This window comes from Streptomyces sp. NPDC002884 (assembly GCF_040295245.1).
Classification (GTDB): Bacteria; Actinomycetota; Actinomycetes; order Streptomycetales; family Streptomycetaceae; genus Streptomyces.
In genome coordinates, this window is the sequence record NZ_JBEOVB010000002.1 from 247250 (window position 1) to 271086 (window position 23837).

Consider the following 23837-nt stretch of genomic DNA (forward strand, 5'->3'; position numbering starts at 1 on the left):
GGATCAAATGGCAGAGATCGAACAGCAGTGGATCGACCCGGTCCAGGAGGACCAGGAGCTCACCACGTTCCGTCTCTACCCGCAGCCCTCGCGCGGCAGCGCCGACGCCCGAGGCAGCTACCAGCTCTATCTGCCGCCCCAGTACGAGACCGAGCCGGAACGACGGTTCCCCGTCATCTACTGGCTGCACGGCGGGTTCGGCGACGCCCGCCAGGGCTCTGAAATGGTGGCGCGGATCGACAAGGCCGTCCGGGGCGAGGTGATACCCCCGACGATCGTCGTCGTCCCGCAGATCCTGCCGATCGGCTGGTACGTCGACTCCAAGGACGGCGCCCGCCCCCTCGCCCAGATCACCGCGTTCGACCTGGTCGACCACGTCGACGCCACCTACCGGACGATTCCGGAGGCCCAGGCCCGCACCGTCGAGGGCTTCTCCATGGGAGGCTTCGGCGCGCTGCACCTCGGCCTGAAGTACCCGAAGGTCTTCGGCAAGGTGTCGGCGGTCGCCCCCGCGATCCTGCGCGACCTCAAGGACGAGCCCGAGGACCGGGTCAACAACACGTACTTCGGCGACCAGGAGTACTACGACCTCTGCCACCCGTGGAGCCTGGTCCTGGCCAACGCGCCCGAACTGCGCCGCACCAGCCGGGTACGGCTGCTGTCCGGCCGGCTCGACACCCGTCTGGCGCCCACCATCCGCGACCTGGACGCCCGCTTCACCGACCTCGACGTGGCGCACGACTTCTTCGAGTTCCCGGACGCCGACCACGAGTACCCGGACATCATGGACGGCTACGGCGACAAGTACTACGCCTGGTGGCGTACCGCCTGACGGGCTTCCGGACCGTCCGCACCCCCCGTGGACGGGCCATCCTCCCCGCGGACGGGCCACCCCTCGCCCGACGACGGGCTCCGCGCCCGCCGCGCCCGATCACCCGCCGCCGCCCGGTCACCCGACGGCGCTCCGCCGGCACCGGGGCCCCTCGTCCCGCACCCGCCCCGCACCCGCTCGACCTGAGCGCCCCGGCCGCCGCGTCACGCCCGCGCCCGCCGAGGCCGACCGCCCGTTCCCGTGCGCTCCGCCCGCCCGTCCACGGCGGTGCGATCACCCGTGGGCGCCGACCCGCGGGGCGCCCGTCGGGGCACGGCGGACGCCCGGCCCGTCCCCGCCCCGCCCACGGCCCCGGGCACACCTCCCGCACCCCGCCCCGCTCCCGGCCGCGCCGCCCCCTGCGCGCGGCCGGCGAGGGAACGCGCCCGAGGTGACACCCGCGCGCTCCCGAGACACGGGCCGAGACCACCACTTGGTGAACCCCCTTTCCGAAAGGCACCGCGAGCATGCGACTGACCCCGTTGACCAGCCTGACCGCCGAGCAGACCGCACTCCTGGAGACCATCGTCGGCCCCGGAGTCGAACCGCCGCCGCCCTTCCTCGCCTGGGCGCGCAACATGGAACTCGCCCGGTGGGTCGAGAACCTCGGCGCCTACTGCCGTAACGAGTCCCGCTTCCCCCAACGGCTGCGCGAGCTGAGCGTGTTGATCGCCGGCCGCCACTTCGACAGCCGGTCCGCCTGGAACGCCCACTACGAGCAGGCCGTCGACGCGGGCGTCCCGGCCGAGTGCCTGGACCGGCTGGCGCGCGGCGAGGACCCCGGCTTCAGGGCCGAGGACGAACGCGTCTTCCACGCCTTCGCGCACGAGATGCTCTACGACCACTTCGTCAGCGACGACACCTACGCCGCCGCCGTCGTCCTCTTCGGCGAGGAAGGCGTGCTGGACCTGATCGGCTGCATCGGCAGCTTCAGCATGTCCGCGCTGATGCTCAACACCTTCCGGATCCCGCTCAGGGACTACCTGCCCGACCCCTTCCCGGAGATCGACGGCCTCCCCCGGGTCCCCGCCGACGGCTGACCGTTCCCACCGCACGCACCGCGACGAACTCCCGGGGCGTTCCCCTCGCGCGCACCGCGACGAACTCCCGGCTCGAACCGAAAGGGTGTGGCCGATGCCGCATTCCCCGCTGCAATTGCTCGACGGACTCCTCGACCAGGAAGGCATCCGGACCGCGGCGCACCGCTTCGTCCTCGGCGGCCCGTTCGGCTCGGAACCCGCCGAGGTCTCCGCCGAGCGGCTCGCCCACTTCGCCGACGTCGGCGGCCTGCTGGTCGAGACCTCGCACAGCTACGCCCGCGGCCGGGCCGAGGTGGCGGTCGGCGCCTGGCTGCGCAAGAACCCCGGCACCCTCGGGGTGGCCACCAAGATCGGCCACGACACGACCGGGGGCGACATACCGCTGAGCCCCGCCACCGTGCGCGAGCACGTCCGGGCCGCGCTCGACCACCTCGGCGTCGAGGCCATCGACGTCCTCCTCTACCACTGCGACGACCCTTCCCGGCCGGTCGCCGAACTCGCGGACACCCTCGTCGGCCTCGTCGAGGCCGGATACGTCCGCCGCGTCGGCGCCTCCAACTGGCGGGCGGAGCGGCTGTCGGCGCTCGCCGGTGAACTCGCCCGGCGCGGACACACACCCGTCGCCAGCTACCAGTTCAGCCTCGCCGAGCCCGACCCGGCCCGGCTGGAGGGCAGCCTGCACGCCGACGGCGCCGTACTCGACGTCGTCCGCGAGCACCGGCTGCCGCTCTTCGGCTGGTCCTCGCAGGCCCGCGGATTCTTCGCGCACACCGGCACACGGGAGGTCAACGGCAAGCCGGACCCGTACGACACCGAGGACAACCGTGCCCGCCGGCGTCGCTGCCGGGAACTCGCCGAACAACTCGGCGCCCGGCCCGAGACGGTGGCCCTGGCCTGGACCCTGCACCACCCCGGGGTCTGGCCCTCCATCGGCCCGCGGACCACCGAGCAGCTCGACCGCTCGCTCGAAGCGCGCCGGCTGACGCTCACCGACGAGCAGGTCCGCCGGCTCCGGCACGGCCGGTGAGCCCCGGGCAGGCCGCGGCGACCGGATCCGCCCCTCCGCCACCGCGCCGCCGCGTCTCCGTCAAGGTCGCCGTCTGCGGGGTGTTCGTCGCCGCGAACTTCATGGCGATCATGGACACCACCATCGTCAACGTGGCGCTCCCGGCCATCGGCCACGACTTCGGCGTGGACACCTCCGGGCTGAGCTCCGTCAACGTCGGCTACCTCGTGGCGCTCGCGGTCTTCATCCCCCTGTCCGGGTGGCTGGGCAACCGCCTCGGCACCCGGCGCACGGCGCTGGCCGCTCTGCTGCTGTTCACCCTGGCCTCCGGGCTGTGCGCGACCGCGAGCTCGCTCGGAGCGCTCACCGGCTACCGCGTGCTCCAGGGCGCCGGCGGCGGCCTGCTCGCCCCCGTCGGCATGACGATGATGCTGCGCGCCTTTCCCGTGACCGAACGGCTGCGCGCGCAGAAGTACGTCATGCTGCCGACGGCCGTCGCCCCCGCCCTCGGTCCGGTCCTGGGCGGCTGGCTGGTCGACACGGTCTCCTGGCACTGGGTCTTCCTGGTCAACCTGCCCGTCGGAGCGCTCGCCCTGCTCTTCGGCGCGTACTTCCTGCCCGACTTCCCCGGACCGGGCGCGCCCCGCTTCGACCTCCTCGGCTTCGTCCTGGCCGGCGGCGGACTGGCGGCGGTCCTGTACGCGCTCACCGAGGCACCGCGCCGGGGCTGGGGAAGCGCGGACGTCCTCGTGCCGCTGGTGGGCGGGATCGTGCTGCTGGGGGCGATGGTGCCGTGGGAGCTGCGGGCCCGGCACCCCATGATCGATCTGCGGGTCATGGAGGACCGGTTGTTCCGCACCACCCAGCTGGTGCTTCTCCCGACGGGCGCCGCCTTCATGGGCGTGCTCTATCTGTACCCCCAGTTCCTCCAGACGGGCCTGGGCTACGACGCCCTCGGCTCGGGGCTGGCCACCTTCCCGGAGGCGCTCGGGATGCTGACCGCCTCCCAGCTCGTGTCCCGCCTGGACGAGCGGATCGGCCCCCGCAGGCTCATGGCCGCGGGCGCCACCGGCGCCGCGCTGCTCATGGCCTTCATGGCTTTCCTGACCTCCGCGGCGACTCTCTCCCACGGCACGGGCCCCCTGGTGGTCCGTGTCTCGATGTACCTGCTCGGCTGCTGTGTCGGCACGGTGTTCATGAGCGGCCAGAACGCCGCGTTCGTGACCGTCCCGCCCGACCGGACGGCCGACGCCACCACGGTTCTCAGCATGCAGCGGCAGACGGCCGGCGCCTTCGGGGTCGCCCTGGCCGGCACCCTGTCGGCTGGCCTCGGCGGCGGCACGGCGGCCGCCGCTTCCTGTCGTGTCGGCATCCTCACCCTGGCCGCGCTGAGCCTGGGCGCGGCGCTCCTCGCCCTGCGCGTCAGCGACCGCCGGGTCCGGGACGCGTACCGGGCCGCCGCCCCCGCACCGCTCCCCGCCCGGACCGGGTCCGCACACCGAACCCCGGCTCGCCCCGAGACCTCGTCCGGCTCCCCCCGGACCATCGGGGTGAGCCGGTTCCGCCGTCATCGACCCCGGTGAGGAGGCGTTCACCTCGCGGGACGTGTCGTCATGGCTGTTCGTACGAGCGCAGGGCCAGGCCCGCGCGCAGCCGGCTCAGGCGGTCGATCTCGGCGTCGAGGGCCGCGAGCCTGCGGTCGACCACCCCGGAGCCGGGCACGTCGGAGTCGGGGGGCCCGCACCGCCGCCGAGGATTCTCCACCAGCAGGTCGATCCGGTCGCCGACACTGCGCAGGTCCTCGACGGTGAGCCCGAGCGCCAGCAGCTCCCGGACGACGCGGACCCTCGCCACCTCGTCCGGTCCGTAGTCCCGTTGCCCGGTGGCGGTGCGCCGCGGTGGTGGCAGCAGGCCCCGTTCCTCGTAGAACCGCAGTGCCCGCGGGGTGGTCCCCGCGGCTGCCGCCGCGTCTCCGATCCGCATGTCCGACCTCGCGCCCTCGGTCCCGGTCGCCGCGACCGCGCGCGACGACGCCTCACGTCGGCGGCAACTCCACGACGACCGTCCCGAAGTGCCGCCCCTCGAACAGTTCCTGCAACGCCCGCGGCGCGTCATCCATGCCCGGGATCCGTACCTGCGGGAAGGCGATCTCGCCGGAGCGCAGCCAGTCCCCGAAGCGCCCGGTCCATTCCTTCGCCACCTCGGGATGGTCCTGGCCGCTGTAACCGCGCAGCGAGATGCCCTGGTTGACGAGTCGGAAGGTGTCGATCTCCGCGGGTGCGCTGCCCCCGTCCCGGCGCGGCGACAACTGTCCCGACAGCGCGCCGACCAGCGCGAAGCGGGCACCCCGCCGCCCGGCCCGCACCGCCGCGGCCAGTTGGTCACCGCCGACGTTGTCGACCAGCACGTCGATGCCGTCCGGCGCCGCCGAGGCCAGTTGCTCGTCGATCGGCCGAGGCCCGGGGACCACGACCGCGTCGTAGCCCAGTTCGGCCCGCAGCCGCTCGGCCTTGTCGGGCGACCGGGTGCTCCCGATGACCCGCCCCGCGCCCAGCAGCCGTGCCACGGGGCCCGCCAGCGTTCCCACGGCACCCGCCGCGCCGGTGACGAACACGGTGTCGCCGGGGCGGACTTCGGCGAGCCGGGTCAGCGCTCCGTAGGCGGCCGACCCGGACGACAGATGGGCCACCGGGTCGGGCAGCGCCTCGCCCAGCGGAGCGCAGTCGGCCGCCGCCACCAGCGCGTGCTCACGCCACCCGAGCAGATGCGTGACCGTGTCCCCCGGGCGCAGCGGACCACCGGGCGCCGCCGCGACCACCTCACCGACCGCGGGACCGAACAGCGCGTCACCGACGTGGATGCGGGGCAGCGGTACGCCGTCGGCCTGGCCGCCGATCAGCGTGCGCAGGCCCGGGAAGACGAGGAAGTACCGGTTGCGGACGACGACCTGTCCCGGTCCGGGGACGGGCAACGGCTTCCGCGTGATCGTGAAGTGCTCGGGACCCGGCAGTCCGCCGGGCAGCTCGGCCAGCAGGATCTCGCGGGTCGTGGCGGGCGGGGCAGCGGGCATGGCGGGGCTCCTGAACGGGTTCGAGGGCAAGCGCGCGGACGGTGACAGCCGGACCGGTCCCGCTGTCGGCGCGCAGACGCTAACCCCTGACGTACGCGTCAAGGGCAAGACGTGCCGCTCCGCGACGGACGCGGGACAGGGTCGGCGCCGATGAACCCGAACGGCCCGCGCTAGCCCATGAGTTCGCGCACGAGCGCGGCGACCTGCTCCACTTCGACGAGGAAACCGTCGTGGCCGTAGGGGGATTCGATCACCCGGAGCCGATCCGCCGCCGGGATCCCCGCGGCCAGCTCCGCCTGCTGGGCGAGGGGATAGAGGCGGTCCGAGCTCACTCCGGCGACCAGCGTCCTGGCGGTCACGCGGCGCAGGGCGGCGCGCGTACCGCCGCGGCCGCGGCCGATGTCGTGCCTGTTCATGGCGTCCGCCAGCACGACATAGCTGCCCGCGTCGAAGCGGCGCACCAGCTTGGCGGCGTGGTGGTCGAGATAGGACCCGACCTGGTACCGGCCGCCGTTCCACGGGTCCTCCGCACCCTGCGGCGCGCGGCCGAAGCGGACCTGCAGCTCCGGCTCGCTGCGGTAGGTGACATGGGCGATGCGGCGGGCCAGACCCAGCCCCGCGTCCGGGCCCTGGCCCGTGCCGTGGTAGTCGCCGCCACGCCAGTGCGGGTCGTCGCGGACGGCATGGAGCTGGATGTCGGCCCAGGCGATCTGCTCCGCGCTCGCCGCCGCCGTGGTGGCGAGCAGGAACAGTGCTCCGGTGCGCTCCGGATACGACACGGCCCACTCCACGGCGCGCATCCCGCCCATGGAGCCGCCGACCACCAGGGCCCACCGGTCGATGCCGAGCGCGTCGGCCAGACCGGCTTCCGCGGCGACCTGGTCGCGCTGTGTCAGAGCGGGGAAGGCGCCGCCCCAGTACCGTCCGTCGGGACGGGTCGACGACGGTCCGGTGCTGCCCTGACAGCCCCCCAGCACATTGGGAGCGACGACGAACCAGCGCTCCGTGTCCAGGGCCAGACCCGGCCCGATGAGCCCGTCCCACCAGCCGGGGGTGGGGTGACCGGGTTCGGCGGGCCCGGCGACATGGCTGTCGCCGGTGAGCGCGTGGAGCACCAGCACGGCATTGGAGCGGTCCGGCGCGAGCCGCCCCCAGGTCTCGAACGCCAGCCGCGCACCGGGCAGTTCACCGCCCGCCTCCAACGGCAGCGGTCCCTCCCGCACCTGCCATCGGCGGCGGCCCGCAGGGTCCCCCTCCCGCCAGGCCCCGGAGGCCGGCGGGAGGGGGACCTGGGAGGTCGTCGGTACGGCGTTCAGGACGCGCCCTTCGCGGCGCGGAAGCCGGCTTCCAGGTCCGCCTTGAGGTCGGCGAGGTTCTCGATGCCGACCGACAGGCGGACCAGACCGGGGGAGGTGCCGGTCGCCGCCAACTGGCCTTCGTCCAGCTGGCTGTGGGTGGTGGACGCCGGATGGATGATGAGGCTGCGTACGTCGCCGATGTTGGCGAGATGGCTGAACAGTTCGACGCCGTCGACGAACCGCTTGCCGGCCTCGACCCCGTCCCGCAGTTCGAAGGCCAGGACCGCGCCCGCGCCGCGCGGCAGATAGCGCTGCCCCGCCTCGTACCAGCGGTTGGACTCCAGGCCCGGATAGTGGACGGCGGCGACCTCGTCGCGCTGTTCCAGCCACTCGGCCAGGGCCTGGGCGTTGGCGGAGTGCCGTTCGATGCGCAGGCTGAGCGTCTCCACGCCCTGGAGGAGGAGGAAGGCGGAGTGCGGGGACAGGGCGGGGCCGATGTCCCGGAGCAACTGGACGCGCAGCTTGATCGCGAAGGCGCCCGGCCCGAGCGCGGGCCAGTACCGCAGACCGTGGTAACTGGGGTCCGGCTCGCTGAAGTCGGGGAAGCGGTCGGCGTGCGCGCCGAAGTCGAAGGTGCCGCCGTCGACGACCACGCCGGCGATGGTCGTGCCGTGGCCGCCGAGGAACTTGGTCGCGGAGTGGACGACGATGTCGGCGCCGTGCTCGAGGGGCCGCAGCAGATACGGGGTCGGCACGGTGTTGTCCACGATCAGCGGCACACCCGCCCCGTGCGCCACGTCGGCCACGGCCCGCACGTCGAGCACGTTGCCGCGCGGATTGCCGAGCGTCTCGGCGAACAGGGCCTTCGTGTTCGGCCGGATCGCCGCTCGCCAGGCTTCGGCGTCGTCCGGGTCGTCGACGAAGGACACTTCGATGCCGAACCTGGGCAGGGTGTGCCGGAACAGGTTGTAGGTGCCGCCGTACAGGGACGTGCTGGAGACGATGTGGTCGCCCGCGCTCGCCAGCGTCAGAATGGCGAGGGTCTCCGCGGCCTGCCCGGAGGCCAGGGCCACCGCGGCGACCCCGCCTTCCAGCGCGGCGATCCGCTGCTCGAAGACGTCCTGGGTCGGGTTGTGGATCCGGGTGTAGATGTTGCCCGGCTCGGCCAGCGAGAACAGGTCGGCGGCGTGCTGGGTGTCGCGGAAGACGAACGAGGTCGTCTGGTAGATCGGCACCGCCCGCGCCCCGGTCGTCGGATCCGGCGCGGCGCCGGCGTGGATTTGCTTGGTCTCGAACGACCAGGCCGAGGTGTCGGGGCCGGTTGGTTCGTCCTCGGGGGTGTGGCCGGCGGTGACGGAGTCGATCGGCTGGCTCATGGTTCTCCCTTGTGCGGGGCGTGCGGGGTGCCTGGAGCGACCGCGCGGCCGCTGCCCGGACCGGAAGCGGGCAGAGCGGAAGGCGGTGCGGTGCGAGGGTGGGAAGGGTGGATCGGATACCGCGGCGGGGCGTCAGCTCGCGGTGGAACAACCCGTGGTGGTGACACGCACGTAGTCCACGTGGCGGCGGGTCACAAGCACGGTCATGACGCCAGATAACCACAGATGGTGACAGCGCACCAGCATGACGGGGAGGGCGGTGACGCCTCGGCGCGCCTCGTCCGGCCGTCGTCCCGGTCGCAGTCCAGGCCGCTGTCCCGGCTGTCGTCCCGGCTGTCGTCCCGGTCGTCGTCTCACCCGTCGGGACGCTTGGTGGACGCACCCGCGAGCGTGTGCTTTGATCCCGGCCATGGAGACCACTGGCCAGGCACACACGGTGCTGCTCGACCCGTTCTGGGTGAGCCGCCGCGCCGACCAGTTCGACCAGATCTGTCGTTGACCGCCGTGTAACGGCCCGCGATCTCGTCCTTCCCTTCCCCGACCCGTCTCTCGGCGCCCGCACAGCTCTGCCGCCAACAGGCCCCTGCCGTAAGGCCGTCGACCCGCGCGGCCGTGGCCGTACGGCCGTCGTCACGTGCGCCGCCGCGTCCGGGTCCGCTGCCGCCGCGAAGGAATCCCATGGCACAGCCCACCGCCCTTCCCGTCATCGACATCTCCCGGTTCCGGGACCCCGGCACCGACCGCGACGCCTTTCTCGCCGAACTCCGCGCCGCCGCACACGAAGTGGGGTTCTTCTACGTCACCGGACACGGCGTTCCCCCGACCGTGCGGGACGAGGCGCTGGACGCGGCCCGCGCCTTCTTCGCGCTTCCGGAAGAGCGCCGGCTGGAGATCGAGAACCTCAACTCGCCCCAGTTCCGCGGCTACACGCGCACCGGAACCGAGTACACGGCCGGCAGCGCCGACTGGCGCGAGCAGATCGACATCGGTCCGGAGCGCGCGGCGGTGGACCTCGGCCCGGACGATCCCGACTACCTCCGCCTGGTCGGGCCGAACCAATGGCCGTCCGCGCTGCCGGAGTTGCGGGACATCGTGCTGCGCTGGCAGGCCGAGGCGCTGCGCGTGAGCCGGGAGGTGCTGCGGGCGCTGGCGGCCGCGCTGGGACAGGACGAGGGCTACTTCGACCAGTGGTTCGACGACGAGGCGGCCGTGCACGTGAAGATCGTGCACTATCCGCCGCGCCCCACGGCCGACGCCGACCAGGGAGTGGGCGCGCACAAGGACTACGGCTATCTCGCCCTGCTTCAGCAGGACGAGGTCGGCGGACTCCAGGTCCAGCGCGACGACGGCGGCTGGATCGACGCCGTACCCGTGCCGGACGCCTTCGTGTTCAACATCGGCGAGATGCTGGAGATCGCCACCCAGGGCTATCTGAAGGCCACGCGCCACCGCGTCGTCAGCCCGCGGTCGGGCGTCGACCGCTACTCCATCCCCTTCTTCCTCGGCCCGCGCCTCGACGCGGTCGTCAAGCCCCTCCGGCTGCCGCCGGAACTGGCGGCACGCAGCCGCGGTGTCACCGACGACCCGGACAACCCGCTCCTGGCGGCCTTCGGGGCCAACGCCGTGGTCGGCTGGCTCCGCTCACATCCACGGGTCGCCGAACGCTGGTGGCCGGACGTCCTGGCGAAGAGGGCAGGCCGATGAGCGACTGGGCCTTCGAGACACGTCAGGTCCACGCGGGCGCCGTACCGGACCCCACCACCGGCGCACGCGCCGTGCCGATCCACCAGACCGTCGGCTACGTCTACCGCGACACCGCGCACGCCGCCGCGGCCTTCGCACTCGCCGACCTCACCACGCACGCGTACACCCGGCTGTCGAATCCGACCACCGCCGTGGCCGAGGAACGCATCGCGGCTCTGGAAGGCGGTTCGGCGGCCGTGGCGGTGGCCAGCGGACAGGCCGCGACAGCCCTGGCCCTGCTGAACCTGGCCCTCCCTCCCGCTCGGCCGCGCCCGAGCGGGGGGACCCCCGCCGGCCCCCACATCGTCGCCTCGTCCTCCCTCTACGGCGGCACCCGCACCCTTCTCGAGCACACGTTCGCCGACTTCGGCATCGAGGTCACCTTCGTCGACGACCCCGACGACCTGGGCGCCTGGTACTCCGCCGTACGCCCGACCACCCGGGCCTTCTTCGGCGAGAGCATCGGCAACCCGCGCGGCAACGTCCTCGACATCGAGGCCGTCGCCCGCATCGCCCACGAGGTCGGTGTCCCGTTGGTCGTCGACAACACCGTGCTCACGCCCTACCTGTTGCGCCCCTTCGAGCACGGCGCCGACATCGTCGTGCACTCCACCACCAAGTTCCTGGCCGGACACGGCACCGGCATCGGCGGGGTCGTCGTCGACAGCGGCCGCTTCGACTTCGGCGCGGACCCCGACCGGTGGCCGGGCCTGACCCGCCCCGACCCGACGTACGACGGACTGTCCTTCTGGGACTCCTTCGGCGGCCTCGGTCTCGCCTACGCGCTGCGCCTGCGCACCCGGCTGGTCCGGGATCTGGGACCGGCCGTCTCACCCTTCAACAGCTTTCTGCTTCTCCAGGGGCTGGAGACGCTCAGCCTGCGCATCGAGCGGCACGTCGAGAACGCCCAGACCCTGGCCACATGGCTGGAGGCACAGCCGCAGGTCGGCCGGGTCCACTACGCGGGTCTGCCGTCCAGTCCCTGGGCGACCCCGGCCAAGCGGTATCTGCCGCGCGGCGCCGGAGCGGTCCTCGCCTTCGAGCTCACGGACGGACTGGAGGCCGGCCGCCGCTTCGTCGAGGGAGTACGGCTGTTCAGCCATCTCGCGAACATCGGCGACGTCCGCAGCCTGGTCATCCATCCCGCCTCCACCACCCACGCCCAGCTCGACGCCGGTCAGCAGGCGGCGGCCGGTGTGACCCCGGGCCTGGTGCGGCTCTCCGTAGGCCTCGAAGGCGTCGGCGATCTGATCGCCGACCTCGAGACCGGCCTGAGAGCGGCCGCCGGATGAGCACCGACAGCCTCCGCGTGCCCCCCACCAGCGACAGCCTTCGTGATCCACGTCCCGCCCACAGCCAAGGAGCACGATCCGTCATGCGCCGCAGCACCGCCGTCCGGCTCGCCGCCACCGCCGCACTCGTCGTCCTGGCCGCGACCGCCTGCGGTACCGGCTCCGCCGACGACCCCGCGAACGCCGGTCAGACCGGCCAGGCCGCCGAGCCGGCCTCGATCGACACCGGCGCCACCGTCGACGTACGCCTCGTGCTGGAGCCGACGAGCCTCGACATCGCCTCGACCGCGGGCGCGGCGCTCGACCAGATCCTGCTCGACAACGTCTACCAGGGCCTGTTGACCCGCGACGAGGACAACACCGTCAAGCCCGCCCTGGCGACCTCGTTCGACGAGTCGTCCGACGGACTCACCTACACCTTCCGGCTCGCGAAGGGCGCCAGGTTCCACGACGGAGCCGAGGTCACCGCGGCCGACGCCGTCTGGTCGTTGCAGCAGGTCACCGCCGAGGGCTCGAAGAACCCCGACGCCGCCGCGCTCGCCTCGGTGCAGAGCGTGTCCGCCGCCGACGACCACACCGTCACCGTCAAGCTCAAGCACCGCGACACGGGCTTCACCTGGGGGCTGACCGGGCGGGCGGGCATCGTCTTCAAGAAGGGCACCGACTTCTCCACGCTCGCGGGCGCGGAGAACGGCACCGGGCCGTTCCGGCTGAGCGGCTGGAAGCGCGGCTCCACCATCACCTTCGTGCGCGACGACGCCTACTGGGGGAAGAAGGCCAAGGTCGCCAAGGTCGTCTTCCACTACATCAAGGACGACAACGCTGCCAACAACGCGCAGCGGACGGGCCAGACCGACATCGAGACGGGGGCGCAGGCGGACCTCCTCCAGCCGTTCTCCGACAAGAGCGAGTACACCGTGCTGCGCGGTGACACCACCGACAAGTTCACGCTCGCGCTGAACAACGCCTCGGGCCCCACGAAGGACGTCCGGGTGCGACGAGCCATCCGCCGGGCCATCGACAACGAGGGCCTCATCAAGGCCCTCGGGGGCGCCGCCGACCCGGTGGGCGGCCCCGTTCCGCGGTCCGACCCCGGCTACGAGGACCTGACCTCGATCGACGCCTACGACCCGGCAGGCGCGAAGAAGCTCCTGCGGCAGGCCGGTCACGGCGGCGGTCTGAAGCTCACCGTGCAGATCCCCAACATCTACCCGACCGAGATCGGCGACTACCTCGCCTCCCAGCTGAAGCAGGTCGGCATCCAACTCACCGTGCGACAGGTGGAGTTCCAGACCTGGCTCGACACCGTCTACACCAAGCACGCCTACCAGCTCAGCATCGTGGACCACGCCGAGGCACGCGATCTGTACAACTTCGCCAATCCCGCCTACTACTTCGGCTACGACGACGCGGACGTCCAGAAGTGGTACGCCGCCGCGCAGACGGCCGCCGACGACTCCGAGCGGGACGCCCTCCTGAAGCAGGCGGCCCGCAAGATCTCCGAGGACGCCGCCGCCGACTGGCTGTTCGTCAGCCAGACCCTCACCGTCGTCCGCAGCGGGGTCACCGGCGTCCCGGTCGGCTTCACCAGCAACCGCTACGACCTCGCGAACCTCGCCGTGGCGAAGAAGTGAGGCCCGCGTGACCCTGTATCTGCTGCGCCGGGCCGGACTGCTGCTGGCGTCCCTGTTCGCGGCCAGTGTGCTGATCTTCCTGGTGCTGCGGCTGCTGCCCGGCGATGTCGCCCAGACCATCGGCGGCATCAAGGCCACACCGGCCCAGGTCGCGGCCGTACGCCACGACCTGGGACTGGACCGGCCGCTCGTCGCGCAGTACGCGAGCTGGACCGGCAACGTGGTGACCGGCGACTTCGGGCGGTCGGTCCTCGACGGCACGTCGGTGTCCGGGCAGCTCGCCGAGAAGCTCGCCGTGACCGGGCCGCTGACCGCGGGGGCCGTCGTGTTCGCCCTCGCCTTCGCCGTGCCCCTGGGCATCCTCGCCGCCGTGCGCCGGGACTCACGGCTCGGCAGCGCGGTCAACGCCCTCGGGCAGCTCGGCATCGCGCTGCCGACGCTGTGGGTGGGACTGCTGCTCGTCCTGGTGTTCGCGGTCCAGGTGCGGTGGCTGCCCGCGCAGGGGTTCCCCGTGGACGGCTGGGACGAGCCGGGGGAGGCGCTGCGCAGCCTCGTCCTGCCCTGGCTGACCCTGGCCCTCGCCGAGGGCGCCGTACTGCTGCGCTTCGTGCGGTCCGCCGTCCTGGACGTCCTGCACCAGGACTGGCTGCGCACCGCCCGGGCCAAGGGGCACACCCGCACCGGCGCCCTGGTACGGCACGGGCTGCGCAACGCGGCCGTGCCGGTGGTGTCGGTGCTCGGACTGCAGATCGCCGCGCTGATCGCCGGCGCGGTCGTCGTGGAACAGGTCTTCGTGCTTCCCGGGGTCGGCCAGATGCTGATCACGGACGTCGGCAACCGGGACCTGGACAAGGTGCAGGGCGAGATCCTGCTGCTCACCGGCGCGGTGCTCGTCATCGGGTTCCTGGTGGACCTCGTCCACCGGCTGATCGACCCGAGGCTCCGGAGCGCCGCGTGAAGGCTTCGCTGAAGGTCCCCCTCGCCGTCCGGGCACTGCTCGGGAACCGCAGCGGCCTCGTCGGCTCCGTCCTCGTCGGTCTGCTCGTGCTGTCCGCGCTGGTCTCCCTCGTCCGGACGCCGTACGATCCCACGCTCGTGCGGCCGCAGGAGGGCTGGCTGCTGCCGTTTTCCGGCGGTCACCTCCTCGGCACCGACAAGCTGGGCCGCGACGAACTCAGCCAGCTGCTCGCCGGTGCCCGCGGCACCTTGCGGACCGCGCTGCTCGCGGCGGCCGTGGCGGCTCTCGTCGGGCTCGCCCTGGCACTCACGGCGGTCCTCGTCCCGCGCTGGATCGGTGCCCTCGTGGTCCAGCTCACGGATGTGCTGATCGCGTTCCCCGTCCTGTTGATCGCGATGATCCTGACCGCCGTGTACGGCGGCTCCACCTGGACCGTGGTCGTCGCGATCGGCGTCGGCGCGGGCGTCAACCTGGCGAGGGTCGCCCGCGCCGAGGCGGGACGGGTGCTGGGCACCGACTACGTCCTGGCCGCCCAGGCCGCCGGATCCGGAACCTGGCGCACCGTCCGCAAGCACCTGCTGCCGAACATCGCGCCCACGCTCATCGTGCAGCTCTCGCTCGTGCTGTCCGTGGCGGTCCTCGCCGAGGCCGCGCTGTCGTTCCTCGGGTTCGGCGCTCCGGCGCCCGCGGTCTCCTGGGGGCGCATGCTGCACGAGCAGCAGGCCTACATCGCCGCGCGCCCGCTCCTCGCCGTCTGGCCCGGCCTCGCCGTGGCCGCCTCCGTGCTCGGCTTCAACCTGCTCGGCGACGGTCTGCGCGAGGCGACCGACGCCCGCCTGCGGGTTCGGGAGGCGGCATGAGCCCGCTGACGATCACCGACCTGAGCGTGCGGATCGCCGGCACGACCGTCGTCGACGAGGTGAGCCTGTCGGTGGCTCCCGGCGAACGGCTCGCGCTGATCGGCGAGTCCGGTTCCGGGAAGTCGCTCACCGCCCTCGCCGTCCTGGGGCTGCTGCCGGACGGCGCCGAGGCCACCGGCAGCGTCCGTCTCGGCGGGCGGGAGATTCTCGGCCTCGGCGACCGGGAGCTGTCCCGGCTGCGCGGCGAAAGCATGGCGATGGCCTTCCAGGAGCCGATGAGCGCGCTCAACCCCCTGATGCGCATCGGACGGCAACTCGCCGAGCCCTTGCGGCTGCACCGCGGACTGAACCGGCGCCGGGCCGCGGCGGCCGCCGTCGATCTCGCCGACCGGGTCGGCCTGCCCGACCCCGAACTCGTCGTCCGGGCCTGGCCGCACCAGCTCTCCGGCGGCCAACGGCAGCGCGTCGGACTGGCCATGGCGCTCGCGACCCGCCCGGCGCTGCTGATCGCCGACGAACCCACCACCGCGCTCGACGTCACCGTCCAGGCCGACATGCTCGGGCTGCTGGACGACCTCGTCGAACAGCACGGCACGTCACTGCTGTTCATCAGCCACGACCTCGCCGTGGTCGCCCGGCTCTGCCCACGCGCCGCCGTCCTCAAGGAGGGCCGGCTCGTCGAGGAAGGCCCCACCGACACCCTCGTACGCACTCCCCGGCACCCGTACACGCGGCGGCTCGTGGAGGCCGCGCGGGCGACGGGCTGGGACACCCCGGAGGTCGCCCGATGACATCGCTGCTCAGGGCGGCCGGCCTGAACCGCGCCTTCCGGCTGCCGCGCGCCTCGCTGCTCGCACCGGCCCTCCGGCGCCCCGCGGTCCAGGACGTGTCGCTGGAACTGACGGAAGGCAGAAGCCTCGGCGTCGTGGGGGAGTCCGGCTCCGGGAAGTCGACGCTCGCCCGGCTGCTCCTCGCGCTGGACCGGCCCGACTCCGGCACCGTGCACTACCGGGACCGCGAGGTGCGGCCCGGTGCGCCGCGCCGGCTGACCTGGTTCCGCCGCGAGGTGCAGATCGTCCTCCAGGACCCCATGGGCTCGCTCGACCCGCGCGCCACCGTGCGCGACATCGTCGCCGAGCCGCTGGAGTGCCTGCGGCTGCCCGGCGACCACGACGACCGGGTGGACGAACTGCTGCGCGCCGTGGGCCTGGACCCGTCCGTACGCGGTCGCCACCCGCACGAGTTTTCCGGCGGGCAGCGGCAGCGCGTCGCCATCGCCCGGGCGCTCGCCCCCGGGCCGAAGGTCCTCGTCGGCGACGAACCGCTGAGCGCCCTCGACGTCTCCGTACGCGCCCAGATCCTCGCCCTCCTCGACGACCTCGCCGACGCGTACGGACTGACGCTGTTGCTCGTCTCGCACGACATCGGCGTCGTACGGCATCTGTGTACCGACGTGCTGGTGATGAAGGACGGCCTGGCCGTCGAGCAGGGGTCGGCCGACTCCCTGCTGACCGACCCGCAACACCCGTACACGCGACGCCTGTTGGCCGCCGTACCCCGACTGCCCGCATGACCGGGAGACTCACATGACCGCACAGACCGCACGGACCGCACAGACCGCACAGACCGCACAGACCGAACGGACCGCACAGACCGCCGAGACCGCACGCCGACTCACCCTGGGGGCCCTGGTGCAGGGCTCCGGCGGCCATATCGCCGGATGGCGCCACCCGGACGCGCGCCCCGACGGCCAACTGGACTTCTCCTTCCACGCCGACCTCGCCCGCACCCTCGAACGCGGGCGCTTCGACGCGCTGTTCGTCGCCGACGTCGTCGCCGTCCGGGGCCATCAGCTCGACTCCCTGTCCCGTACGGGACGCGCCGAGCACTTCGAGCCGCTCACGCTGCTGGCCGCGCTGGCCCTGGTCACCGACCACATCGGCCTCGCGGCGACGGCGACCACCACCTACAACCACCCGTTCCACATCGCCCGCAAGTTCGCCTCCCTCGACCACATCTCGTCCGGCCGCGCCGGCTGGAACGTCGTCACCTCCGTCGTCCCGCTGGAGGCGGCCAACTTCGGCCGTGACAGCCACCTCGAGCACGAGCTGCGCTACCGCCGCGCCGACGAGTTCGTCCAGGTCGTCAAGGCGCTCTGGGACAGCTTCGACGACGACGCGCCGGTCCGGGACAAGGCGACGGGCCGCTACTACGACCCCGCTGGCCTGCGCCCCGCGCACCACGAGGGCGAGCACTTCACCGTACGGGGACCGCTGAACATCTCGCGGCCGCCGCAGGGCCATCCCGTCGTCTTCCAGGCGGGATCCTCGGCGACGGGACGGGAGTTCGCCGCCCGGCACGGGGAGGTCCTGTTCACCACGCAGTACGAGCTGGGCGCCGCCCAGGAGTTCTACGCGGACATCAAGGCGCGCGCCGCCGGGCACGGCCGAGACCCGGCCCACGTCCTGGTCTGGCCGGGCCTCACCCCGCTCGTCGCGGCCACCGAGGCGGACGCGCGGCGGCGGCTCGCCGAACTCCAGGACCTCATCCACGACGACGTCGCCCGCCGTCTCGTCCAGGACAACATCGGCGATCTCGACCTGAGCGACCACCCGTTGGACGGCCCGCTGCCCGACATCCCCGACAGCAACCGCAGCAAGTCCCGGCGCGACCTGCTCCTGAAGCTCGCCCACGACGACGAGCTGACGATCCGTCAACTGGCCCGGCGCTTCGCCGTGGACTCCGCCGTCGCGGGAACGCCCGAACAGATCGCCGACCACATCGAGACCTGGTTCCACGAGCGCGCCGCCGACGGCTTCAACATCTCCTTCCCCTATCTGCCCGGCCCGGCCGAGGACTTCGTGGACCACGTCGTGCCGCTGCTCCAGCGACGCGGCCTGCTGCGCACCGAGTACGAGGGCGCCACCCTGCGCGAGAACCTCGGCCTGCCGCGCCCGGCCGTCTCCGCGCGACACCTCCAGGAGACCGGACGATGAGCTCTCGCCGCACCGACCAGCTCCACCTGAACGCCTTCCTCAAGCCGCCGGGGGAGTACCTGGCCGCCTGGCGCCACCCGGACACCGCCGCCGACGCGGGCGTGAACATCCGGGAGGTGCTCTCCTTCGCCCGGATCGCCGAACGCGCCACCTTCGACGCGGTGTTCCTCGCGGACCTCGTCGGCGTGCCGTTCGCGAGCCAGGACGTGCTCAGCAGGGTCAGCGTCGTCAACGACTCCTTCGAACCGACCACACTGCTGGCCGCCCTGGCCGCCGGCACCTCCCGGATCGGTCTGATCGCCACCGCCTCGACCAGCTACAACGAGCCCTACCACGTGGCCCGTTCCTTCGCCTCGATCGACCACATCTCCGCCGGCCGGGCCGGCTGGAACGTCGTCACCTCCCTCAACGACGGCGAGGCGCGGAACTTCGGTCTGGACGCCCACCTCGACCACGCCACCCGCTACGACCGCGCCGAGGAGTTCTACGACGTGGTGGCGGGCCTGTGGGACTCCTTCGAGGACGACGCGTTCCGCCACGACAAGACGAGCGGCGTCTACTTCGACCCGGCCAAGCTGCACGCGCTCCACCACGAGGGCAAGCACCTCAAGGTCGCCGGACCCCTCAACATCGCCCGCCCTCCGCAGGGACGCCCGGTCATCGTGCAGGCGGGCGCCTCCGAGGCGGGCAGGAACCTGGCGTCACGGATCGCCGAGGTGATCTTCTCCGGCATCAAGGACCTGACCCAGGCACAGGAGTTCTACGCCGACATCAAGGAACGGGCCGCCGCCCACGGCCGCGACCCGGACCATCTCAAGGTGCTGCCCGCCCTGTCCGTCATCACCGCCCCCACCGAATCCGAGGCCCGCGACAAGCTTGCCCGCCTCACCCGGCTCCTGCCTCCGCAGGTCGCCCTCGCCGACCTCTCGTACTGGCTCGGCGGTTTCGACCTCAGCGCCCATCCCCTGGACGGTCCGCTGCCCGACCTCCCGGTCTCCAACCAGTCGCACACCGCCCAGCGGCAGATCTACGCGGAGGCGCGCCGCGACAACCTCACCATCCGCGACCTCGTCCGGCGCTTCGCGAACGACGACCGGACCATCACGGGCACCCCGCAGCAGATCGCCGACCACATCGAGGAGTGGTTCCACGGCCGCGCCGCCGACGGCTTCAACGTGGTCTTCCCGTATCTGCCCGGCACCCTCACCGACTTCGCCGAGCTGGTCGTGCCCGAACTGCGCCGCCGAGGCCTCTTCCGCACCCACTACACGGGCACCACCCTGCGCGACCACCTCGGCCTGCCACGGCCGCCACGGCACGGCTGAGAACCGCCCGACCCCGCACCCCGGAACCTGAACCTGAACCACAGGAGTCATCGACATGGCCACCACCACAGCCGCGCGCAGGAACACCACGGCAGCGACCGGTACCGACACCGGAGAGCCGGAGCAGCCGTTGCTCGGCACCGCCCCCGACCCGCAGCCGGGGCTGCGCGAGTACCTGGAGGTCAAACGGGCCGCCCTGCTCGCCAAACGGGAGGCCCAGCGCACCGCCCCGCTCACCGAGCCGCACCGGTTGCGGGCCCGCACCACGGCCGAGGAACGCAGCGGCGTACGACGCATCAGCATCCGCCGGCACCAGATCATCAGCGACTCGCCGCTCGACTTCGCCGGCTACGACCTCGGGCCCGCCTCCCCGGAGATCCAGCTCGGCGTGCTGTCCAGCTGCCTCACCCACATCTTCCTCATCCAGGCCGCCGACCTGCGGATCCCGCTGGACTCCCTGGAGGTCGAGGTCCAGGCCGACCAGGACCCGCGAGCCGGACAGCCGGGCTTCGAGCAGGTGCCGATCTACCCGCACAACATCAGCTACACCGTGCACGTCACCTCGCCGGCGGACAAGGACCGCATCCGTGAGCTGCACGAGACGGTCGAGCAGAAGTGCCCGATCTACAACCTCCTGATCAACCCGCAGTCCATCACCGGCCGCGTCGTGCTGACCGGCAGCCCGGAGGAGATCTGACGGCCCGGGGCCCGGGCGCGGGGCGGTGACGTGGTGCGTGGCGCGTCCCTGCCCAGCGTCCGGACCGGTTCGGTGAAGGCCGTCCCGTGACCGGCGGCTACTCCGTGGCGTTCTCCGCGCCGTCTTCGGCGAGGATCCTGGCCAGTCGGTCGAGCGTCGCGGGCACGTCGCGGTGCAGAGCGGTGAAGTCCAGGCCGCTGTCGCCGATGATCGTCAAGATGGCGCGGTCGCCCACAGCCAGCAGCACCACGTGCCCCTCGGCGGAACGGGTGACGACCTCGCGGAGTACGCCGGTGTCGGTCTCCTGCGCCATGCGCCTGCCGAGACTGAGGGCGGCTGCCGCCAGAGCGGCGATGGACTCGGGCTGGGCGGCCTCCGTGTCCGAGGCGACCAGTAGGCCGTCCGCGGTCGAGACGACGCTCTCACTCACGCCCGTGACCTGGTTGCGCAGCGAGTTCAGGACCTTGACGATGGGTTCGGATGTCCGTGTGTCGTGCATGGGTTCCTTGAATTCCTCGGAGAACGGGATGGCTGAGCGCGGTCTGCCGGTCGGTCAGTCGAGTTTCCTCAGCTCACTGCGGACACGGCGCAGGACGTCGATGCCGGGCTGGTCCGCGCGGAGGTCGGGCGGCGGGCGCAGAAGGGACGAGGCTCCCCGCCGCCGCGTGGGGAGCGGGGCGGGATCCGGTGCCGTCCGTGGGGCGGGCGTCGGCGCTGTCCGCGGGATCGTTCTCATCGAGCGGGCCAGTGCGAGGAGCCGTCGGCGGGATCTTCTCCGCTTGCGCCGGTTCAAGGCGTGTTCGAGGTCTGCGGACGATGTGTGCCGGGGGCACGCTTGGGCAGTGCGGTGGCGGTCGGCTGTGCGGGCATGTGTTTCTTCGCCTCAGGTGTGCGTGGTGCGGTGCTCGGCCGGGCCGGCACGGCGACGGTGTCGTGGTCCACGAGGCCGAGCGCGTGCAGGCTCGCCAGATCGACCATGACCGGGTAGAGCCCACGCCCCAGGGCGAAGGCCATGTCGCGTGCCGTGCGGCGGCCGTTGACGGCCTTCAGCAGTGCGGTGTGCCGGGGGCGGATCCTTCCGACAGCGGTGTTCCCCGGCCGGATCCTCGCCCGGCTGATCTCGCGGGGGGTGCGCCACATCCGGGTCAGCTGGGCGATCCGGCGGCTCGTTTCCGCGGCGAGACGAGCGGGTTCCGTCGCGATGGCGGTGAGAGCGATCGGCCTGGCCTCCGACTTCTCCCAGGTGTCGGGAGTGTTCACCGACAGGGCGAACGCGCCGTCGAACAACGCTGCCGTGCAGAGGACCTGGAGTTCTATGGCGCCCACCAGGCCGCGACGGACCAGCTCTTGCGCGAGGGAGTCCTCGGGCGTGGCCGCCGACGGGTCGAACGGCGCTTGCGCCGCGGATGCGGCGGCGGCAGCGGTCCAGGACGCTTCGTCGAGCCGGCCGGACTTGAGCAGCATCTGTTCGGGGGAGGGTGACCCCGGCGTCTCGACGGCGACGACCAGGCCCTTCCGTACATGGATGGTGCCGCCGGGTGAGCCCGACACCAGCACCGAGCCCGTGTACGCCTCGCTCTGAAGGCGGGTCAGGAACGCCGACAGGTTGCGGGGCTCGGCGGAACCCGCGCTCATGCGGACGCTCCTGTGGTGAAGGCATTCAACCGGTGCGACACCAGGGCGAGGTTGGCCCGCTCGCGATCGAGTGTGACGCACAGCAGAAGCGGGTCCGTCCGTTCCGGAAGAACTCGTGTGACGAGGTGGTGGCTCGCCGTGGTGACGACGATGCTCTCCAGCTCGCCCTGGCCGCCGGCCGCATGCAGTCCGGTGCCGACGAGATCGGCCAGTTCGCTGCATTCGACGCCGTCGGTCCGCGGGGTACCGACCTGGTCGTAGACCAGCCCGGTGACCGCGTCGACCAAGGCGACGCCGGAGACTCCTGGCCCTTCACGCAATTGGGACAGAGAAGCATGCAGCTCGGACACCCGCACCCCTTCGATCAAGTCTTCACAAGGCGACAAGAAGCACAGTAGTTTATGGAATCACAGTATTTTAGTGGTCAACATGAGCAACAGGGCGTCTACTTTGACGAGTTCTGATCAGTCATCGGTGGCGACCGTGTGTGGCGCGAAGGGCTGAGGCATGAACATCGAGACCGCACTCAAGGAAGCCATGGCCATCGACGGCGCCATCGGTGTAGCCCTCGTCGACTACGAGAGCGGAATGCCGCTCGGCATGCTCGGCGGAGGGCACGGGCTCGACCTGGAGATCGCCGCCGCCAGCAACACCGACGTCGTGCGGGCCAAGAAGCGCGCGCTCGCGACACTGGGCATGGACGACACCGTCGAGGACATCCTCATCACTCTCGGCAAGCAGTATCACCTGATCAGGCCCATGGCCGACAACGCCGGATCTCTTTTCCTGTACCTCGCCCTCGACCGGGAACGGGCCAACCTCGCCCTCGCGCGGCACGCCCTCAGGGGCATCGAGCGCGAGTTGCAGGTCTGAGGCCCGCCCGCCCTCCTGCCCGCCCACCTGCCCACCCTCGTGCCCTCCCCTCCTCCCTCCCTCCCGGGCCATGGTTCGAGGTGGCTCTTTCGGGTACGGCGTGGGCAGCCCGGTCGGCACACCCCTCCCGGGGCCGGTGCGGGCCCCGGATAGACTCCCGCGCATGGTCCGATCGTCCCGTCGCGATGCGAGCCCCGGGATGTGGCGGCGCGAGCCGGGCACCGTGGTGCGCCGGGTCGCGCCGTTCCCGGAGCAGGTGACAGGCCCTTTCGCCATCATCGCCGGGTTGCAGATCCCCCGCGTCCCCACGGAGTGGACGCCGCACGCACATCCCCTGCACGAGCTCGTCTGGGTGCGCGGGGGGACGCTGACGTCCCGGGTGGAGGACCGCGTCTTCACGGTGTCCGAGGGGCACGGGCTGTGGATGCCCGCCGGAGTGGTGCACGGCGGCCGGGCGACGGCGGGCGCGAAGTTCTACGAGGCCTTCTTCGCCCCCGACCGCGCGCCGTTCGCCTTCGAGGGGCCCAGGGCGATCGCGATGACACCGTTGCTGGAGTCGCTGCTGACCCATCTGTCCCGCACGGATCTCGACGCGGCGGCCAGGGCGCGGGCGGAGTCGGTCGTGTTCGACGTGCTCGAGCCGTCGCAACGCGAACTCGCGTTGCAGCTGCCCGGAGACGCCCGGATCGACGCGATCGCCGAGGCCCTGCTGGACGATCCCGCCGACTGCCGCTCGCTGGAGGACTGGGCGCGGTGGCTGGGGATCAGCGACCGCACGATCACCCGCGCGTTCCGCCGGGCGACGGGCCTGTCCTTCGCGCAGTGGCGGCAGGTGCTGCGCGCGCATCGGGCGCTGACGCTCCTCTCCGAGGGTGCCGACGTGGCGACCGTCTCCGAGACGCTCGGCTACACGCAGCCCAGCACCTTCATCGCCGCCTTCCGGCGCGTCATGGGAACCACGCCGGGCGCCTTCTTCGACGCCGCCGACAGCGCCCCCGAGGGTGTCCGGAATCCCGTATCGCCTGTCCGGAACTCCTGATTGCCGACATGACAAGCGGAACATACGCTTCTCGGAGTTAGGCAACCCTTAGTTGTTGCTCGCCGCGAGCGGAGCCTTCCGTGCGTGGGAGAGTCCGCTGCCCGGCCGGCGCAAGGCGGGCGGA

Annotated in this window: 23 protein-coding genes; 16 read left to right on the forward strand and 7 right to left on the reverse strand. The window is 72.2% G+C overall.

The genetic code is table 11. The features are described 5' to 3' along the window. Positions 1-7: 7 nt before the first annotated feature. From ABT070_RS05515 to ABT070_RS05530, 4 genes are all read left to right on the forward strand, one after another. Complete coding sequence (locus ABT070_RS05515) at positions 8-832, forward strand: alpha/beta hydrolase (RefSeq protein ID WP_351755044.1); 825 nt, start codon at positions 8-10, stop codon at positions 830-832. Positions 833-1338: 506 nt separating this feature from the next. After that, on the forward strand, positions 1339-1911 hold the full coding sequence (locus ABT070_RS05520) for a carboxymuconolactone decarboxylase family protein (protein ID WP_351755046.1): 573 nt from the start codon (positions 1339-1341) through the stop codon (positions 1909-1911). A gap of 94 nt (positions 1912-2005) precedes the next feature. Further along, positions 2006-2938: an aldo/keto reductase gene (locus ABT070_RS05525; protein ID WP_351755048.1), complete on the forward strand. Its 933-nt coding sequence runs from the start codon at positions 2006-2008 to the stop codon at positions 2936-2938. Then, complete coding sequence (locus ABT070_RS05530) at positions 2935-4500, forward strand: DHA2 family efflux MFS transporter permease subunit (protein WP_351755050.1); 1566 nt, start codon at positions 2935-2937, stop codon at positions 4498-4500. The genes ABT070_RS05525 and ABT070_RS05530 overlap by 4 nt, the downstream gene beginning before the upstream one ends. Positions 4501-4528: 28 nt before the next feature. On the opposite strand, the gene ABT070_RS05535 is transcribed toward ABT070_RS05530, so the two are convergent. The 4 genes from ABT070_RS05535 to ABT070_RS05550 form a co-directional block, all read right to left on the reverse strand. After that, complete coding sequence (locus ABT070_RS05535; protein WP_351755052.1) at positions 4529-4900, reverse strand: MerR family transcriptional regulator; 372 nt, start codon at positions 4898-4900, stop codon at positions 4529-4531. Positions 4901-4952: 52 nt separating this feature from the next. Then, the gene (locus ABT070_RS05540) at positions 4953-5987 is read right to left on the reverse strand and encodes an MDR family NADP-dependent oxidoreductase (RefSeq protein ID WP_351755054.1); all 1035 of its coding nucleotides are present in this window, start codon (positions 5985-5987) and stop codon (positions 4953-4955) included. A 170-nt stretch (positions 5988-6157) separates the two neighbouring features. Continuing rightward, entirely contained in the window at positions 6158-7303 is a 1146-nt protein-coding gene (gene metX, locus ABT070_RS05545; RefSeq protein ID WP_351755969.1) for a homoserine O-acetyltransferase MetX, read from the reverse strand. Further along, positions 7300-8661, reverse strand: a complete 1362-nt coding sequence (locus tag ABT070_RS05550; RefSeq protein WP_351755057.1) for a bifunctional o-acetylhomoserine/o-acetylserine sulfhydrylase — start codon at positions 8659-8661, stop codon at positions 7300-7302. The genes metX and ABT070_RS05550 overlap by 4 nt, the downstream gene beginning before the upstream one ends. Positions 8662-9339: 678 nt before the next feature. On the opposite strand from ABT070_RS05550, the gene ABT070_RS05555 reads away from it, so the two are divergent. From ABT070_RS05555 to ABT070_RS05600, 10 genes are all read left to right on the forward strand, one after another. Continuing rightward, complete coding sequence (locus ABT070_RS05555; RefSeq protein WP_351755060.1) at positions 9340-10365, forward strand: isopenicillin N synthase family dioxygenase; 1026 nt, start codon at positions 9340-9342, stop codon at positions 10363-10365. Next, positions 10362-11696, forward strand: a complete 1335-nt coding sequence (locus ABT070_RS05560) for an O-acetylhomoserine aminocarboxypropyltransferase/cysteine synthase family protein (RefSeq protein WP_351755062.1) — start codon at positions 10362-10364, stop codon at positions 11694-11696. The genes ABT070_RS05555 and ABT070_RS05560 overlap by 4 nt, the downstream gene beginning before the upstream one ends. Before the next feature lie 83 nt (positions 11697-11779). Next, a complete protein-coding gene (locus ABT070_RS05565) occupies positions 11780-13330 on the forward strand; it encodes an ABC transporter substrate-binding protein (protein WP_351755064.1) in 1551 nt (516 codons plus the stop codon). A 7-nt stretch (positions 13331-13337) separates the two neighbouring features. Then, the gene (locus ABT070_RS05570; RefSeq protein WP_351755067.1) at positions 13338-14288 is read left to right on the forward strand and encodes an ABC transporter permease; all 951 of its coding nucleotides are present in this window, start codon (positions 13338-13340) and stop codon (positions 14286-14288) included. Continuing rightward, positions 14285-15148 carry an ABC transporter permease gene (locus ABT070_RS05575; protein ID WP_351755070.1) on the forward strand — a complete coding sequence of 288 codons (864 nt, stop codon included), beginning with the start codon at positions 14285-14287 and terminating at the stop codon, positions 15146-15148. The genes ABT070_RS05570 and ABT070_RS05575 overlap by 4 nt, the downstream gene beginning before the upstream one ends. Continuing rightward, a complete protein-coding gene (locus ABT070_RS05580; protein WP_351755073.1) occupies positions 15145-15939 on the forward strand; it encodes an ATP-binding cassette domain-containing protein in 795 nt (264 codons plus the stop codon). The genes ABT070_RS05575 and ABT070_RS05580 overlap by 4 nt, the downstream gene beginning before the upstream one ends. Then, complete coding sequence (locus tag ABT070_RS05585) at positions 15936-16721, forward strand: ABC transporter ATP-binding protein (RefSeq protein ID WP_351755076.1); 786 nt, start codon at positions 15936-15938, stop codon at positions 16719-16721. Before ABT070_RS05580 ends, ABT070_RS05585 begins: the two co-directional genes overlap by 4 nt. 13 nt (positions 16722-16734) lie before the next feature. Further along, entirely contained in the window at positions 16735-18144 is a 1410-nt protein-coding gene (locus ABT070_RS05590; RefSeq protein ID WP_351755079.1) for an LLM class flavin-dependent oxidoreductase, read from the forward strand. After that, positions 18141-19469, forward strand: a complete 1329-nt coding sequence (locus ABT070_RS05595; RefSeq protein ID WP_351755082.1) for an LLM class flavin-dependent oxidoreductase — start codon at positions 18141-18143, stop codon at positions 19467-19469. The genes ABT070_RS05590 and ABT070_RS05595 overlap by 4 nt, the downstream gene beginning before the upstream one ends. A gap of 55 nt (positions 19470-19524) precedes the next feature. After that, positions 19525-20166, forward strand: a complete 642-nt coding sequence (locus ABT070_RS05600) for an OsmC family protein (protein WP_351755085.1) — start codon at positions 19525-19527, stop codon at positions 20164-20166. A gap of 97 nt (positions 20167-20263) precedes the next feature. On the opposite strand, the gene ABT070_RS05605 is transcribed toward ABT070_RS05600, so the two are convergent. The 3 genes from ABT070_RS05605 to ABT070_RS05615 form a co-directional block, all read right to left on the reverse strand. After that, a complete protein-coding gene (locus tag ABT070_RS05605; RefSeq protein WP_351755087.1) occupies positions 20264-20665 on the reverse strand; it encodes a roadblock/LC7 domain-containing protein in 402 nt (133 codons plus the stop codon). A gap of 290 nt (positions 20666-20955) precedes the next feature. Beyond that, on the reverse strand, positions 20956-21801 hold the full coding sequence (locus ABT070_RS05610) for a hypothetical protein (RefSeq protein WP_351755089.1): 846 nt from the start codon (positions 21799-21801) through the stop codon (positions 20956-20958). Then, positions 21798-22151, reverse strand: a complete 354-nt coding sequence (locus ABT070_RS05615) for a roadblock/LC7 domain-containing protein (protein ID WP_351755092.1) — start codon at positions 22149-22151, stop codon at positions 21798-21800. The genes ABT070_RS05610 and ABT070_RS05615 overlap by 4 nt, the downstream gene beginning before the upstream one ends. Positions 22152-22308: 157 nt before the next feature. Here ABT070_RS05615 and ABT070_RS05620 point away from each other — a divergent pair, with 157 nt between their 5' ends. Together ABT070_RS05620 and ABT070_RS05625 are read left to right on the forward strand one after the other, a co-directional pair. Then, positions 22309-22674: a hypothetical protein gene (locus tag ABT070_RS05620; RefSeq protein ID WP_351755095.1), complete on the forward strand. Its 366-nt coding sequence runs from the start codon at positions 22309-22311 to the stop codon at positions 22672-22674. Positions 22675-22837: 163 nt separating this feature from the next. Continuing rightward, positions 22838-23713, forward strand: a complete 876-nt coding sequence (locus ABT070_RS05625) for a helix-turn-helix domain-containing protein (protein ID WP_451099681.1) — start codon at positions 22838-22840, stop codon at positions 23711-23713. The last annotated feature ends 124 nt before the right edge of the window (positions 23714-23837 follow it).

What these genes read in the sequence shown, in the direction of transcription:
- ABT070_RS05515 (WP_351755044.1), top strand. Translation starts at nt 8, where the DNA reads ATGGCAGAGATCGAACAGCAGTGGATCGACCCGGTCCAGGAGGACCAG.
- ABT070_RS05520 (WP_351755046.1), top strand. Translation starts at nt 1,339, where the DNA reads ATGCGACTGACCCCGTTGACCAGCCTGACCGCCGAGCAGACCGCACTC.
- ABT070_RS05525 (WP_351755048.1), top strand. Translation starts at nt 2,006, where the DNA reads ATGCCGCATTCCCCGCTGCAATTGCTCGACGGACTCCTCGACCAGGAA.
- ABT070_RS05535 (WP_351755052.1), bottom strand. Translation starts at nt 4,900, where the DNA reads ATGCGGATCGGAGACGCGGCGGCAGCCGCGGGGACCACCCCGCGGGCA.
- ABT070_RS05540 (WP_351755054.1), bottom strand. Translation starts at nt 5,987, where the DNA reads ATGCCCGCTGCCCCGCCCGCCACGACCCGCGAGATCCTGCTGGCCGAG.
- ABT070_RS05550 (WP_351755057.1), bottom strand. Translation starts at nt 8,661, where the DNA reads ATGAGCCAGCCGATCGACTCCGTCACCGCCGGCCACACCCCCGAGGAC.
- ABT070_RS05555 (WP_351755060.1), top strand. Translation starts at nt 9,340, where the DNA reads ATGGCACAGCCCACCGCCCTTCCCGTCATCGACATCTCCCGGTTCCGG.
- ABT070_RS05560 (WP_351755062.1), top strand. Translation starts at nt 10,362, where the DNA reads ATGAGCGACTGGGCCTTCGAGACACGTCAGGTCCACGCGGGCGCCGTA.
- ABT070_RS05565 (WP_351755064.1), top strand. Translation starts at nt 11,780, where the DNA reads ATGCGCCGCAGCACCGCCGTCCGGCTCGCCGCCACCGCCGCACTCGTC.
- ABT070_RS05580 (WP_351755073.1), top strand. Translation starts at nt 15,145, where the DNA reads ATGAGCCCGCTGACGATCACCGACCTGAGCGTGCGGATCGCCGGCACG.
- ABT070_RS05585 (WP_351755076.1), top strand. Translation starts at nt 15,936, where the DNA reads ATGACATCGCTGCTCAGGGCGGCCGGCCTGAACCGCGCCTTCCGGCTG.
- ABT070_RS05590 (WP_351755079.1), top strand. Translation starts at nt 16,735, where the DNA reads ATGACCGCACAGACCGCACGGACCGCACAGACCGCACAGACCGCACAG.
- ABT070_RS05595 (WP_351755082.1), top strand. Translation starts at nt 18,141, where the DNA reads ATGAGCTCTCGCCGCACCGACCAGCTCCACCTGAACGCCTTCCTCAAG.
- ABT070_RS05600 (WP_351755085.1), top strand. Translation starts at nt 19,525, where the DNA reads ATGGCCACCACCACAGCCGCGCGCAGGAACACCACGGCAGCGACCGGT.
- ABT070_RS05605 (WP_351755087.1), bottom strand. Translation starts at nt 20,665, where the DNA reads ATGCACGACACACGGACATCCGAACCCATCGTCAAGGTCCTGAACTCG.
- ABT070_RS05610 (WP_351755089.1), bottom strand. Translation starts at nt 21,801, where the DNA reads ATGAGCGCGGGTTCCGCCGAGCCCCGCAACCTGTCGGCGTTCCTGACC.
- ABT070_RS05620 (WP_351755095.1), top strand. Translation starts at nt 22,309, where the DNA reads ATGAACATCGAGACCGCACTCAAGGAAGCCATGGCCATCGACGGCGCC.
- ABT070_RS05625 (WP_451099681.1), top strand. Translation starts at nt 22,838, where the DNA reads ATGGTCCGATCGTCCCGTCGCGATGCGAGCCCCGGGATGTGGCGGCGC.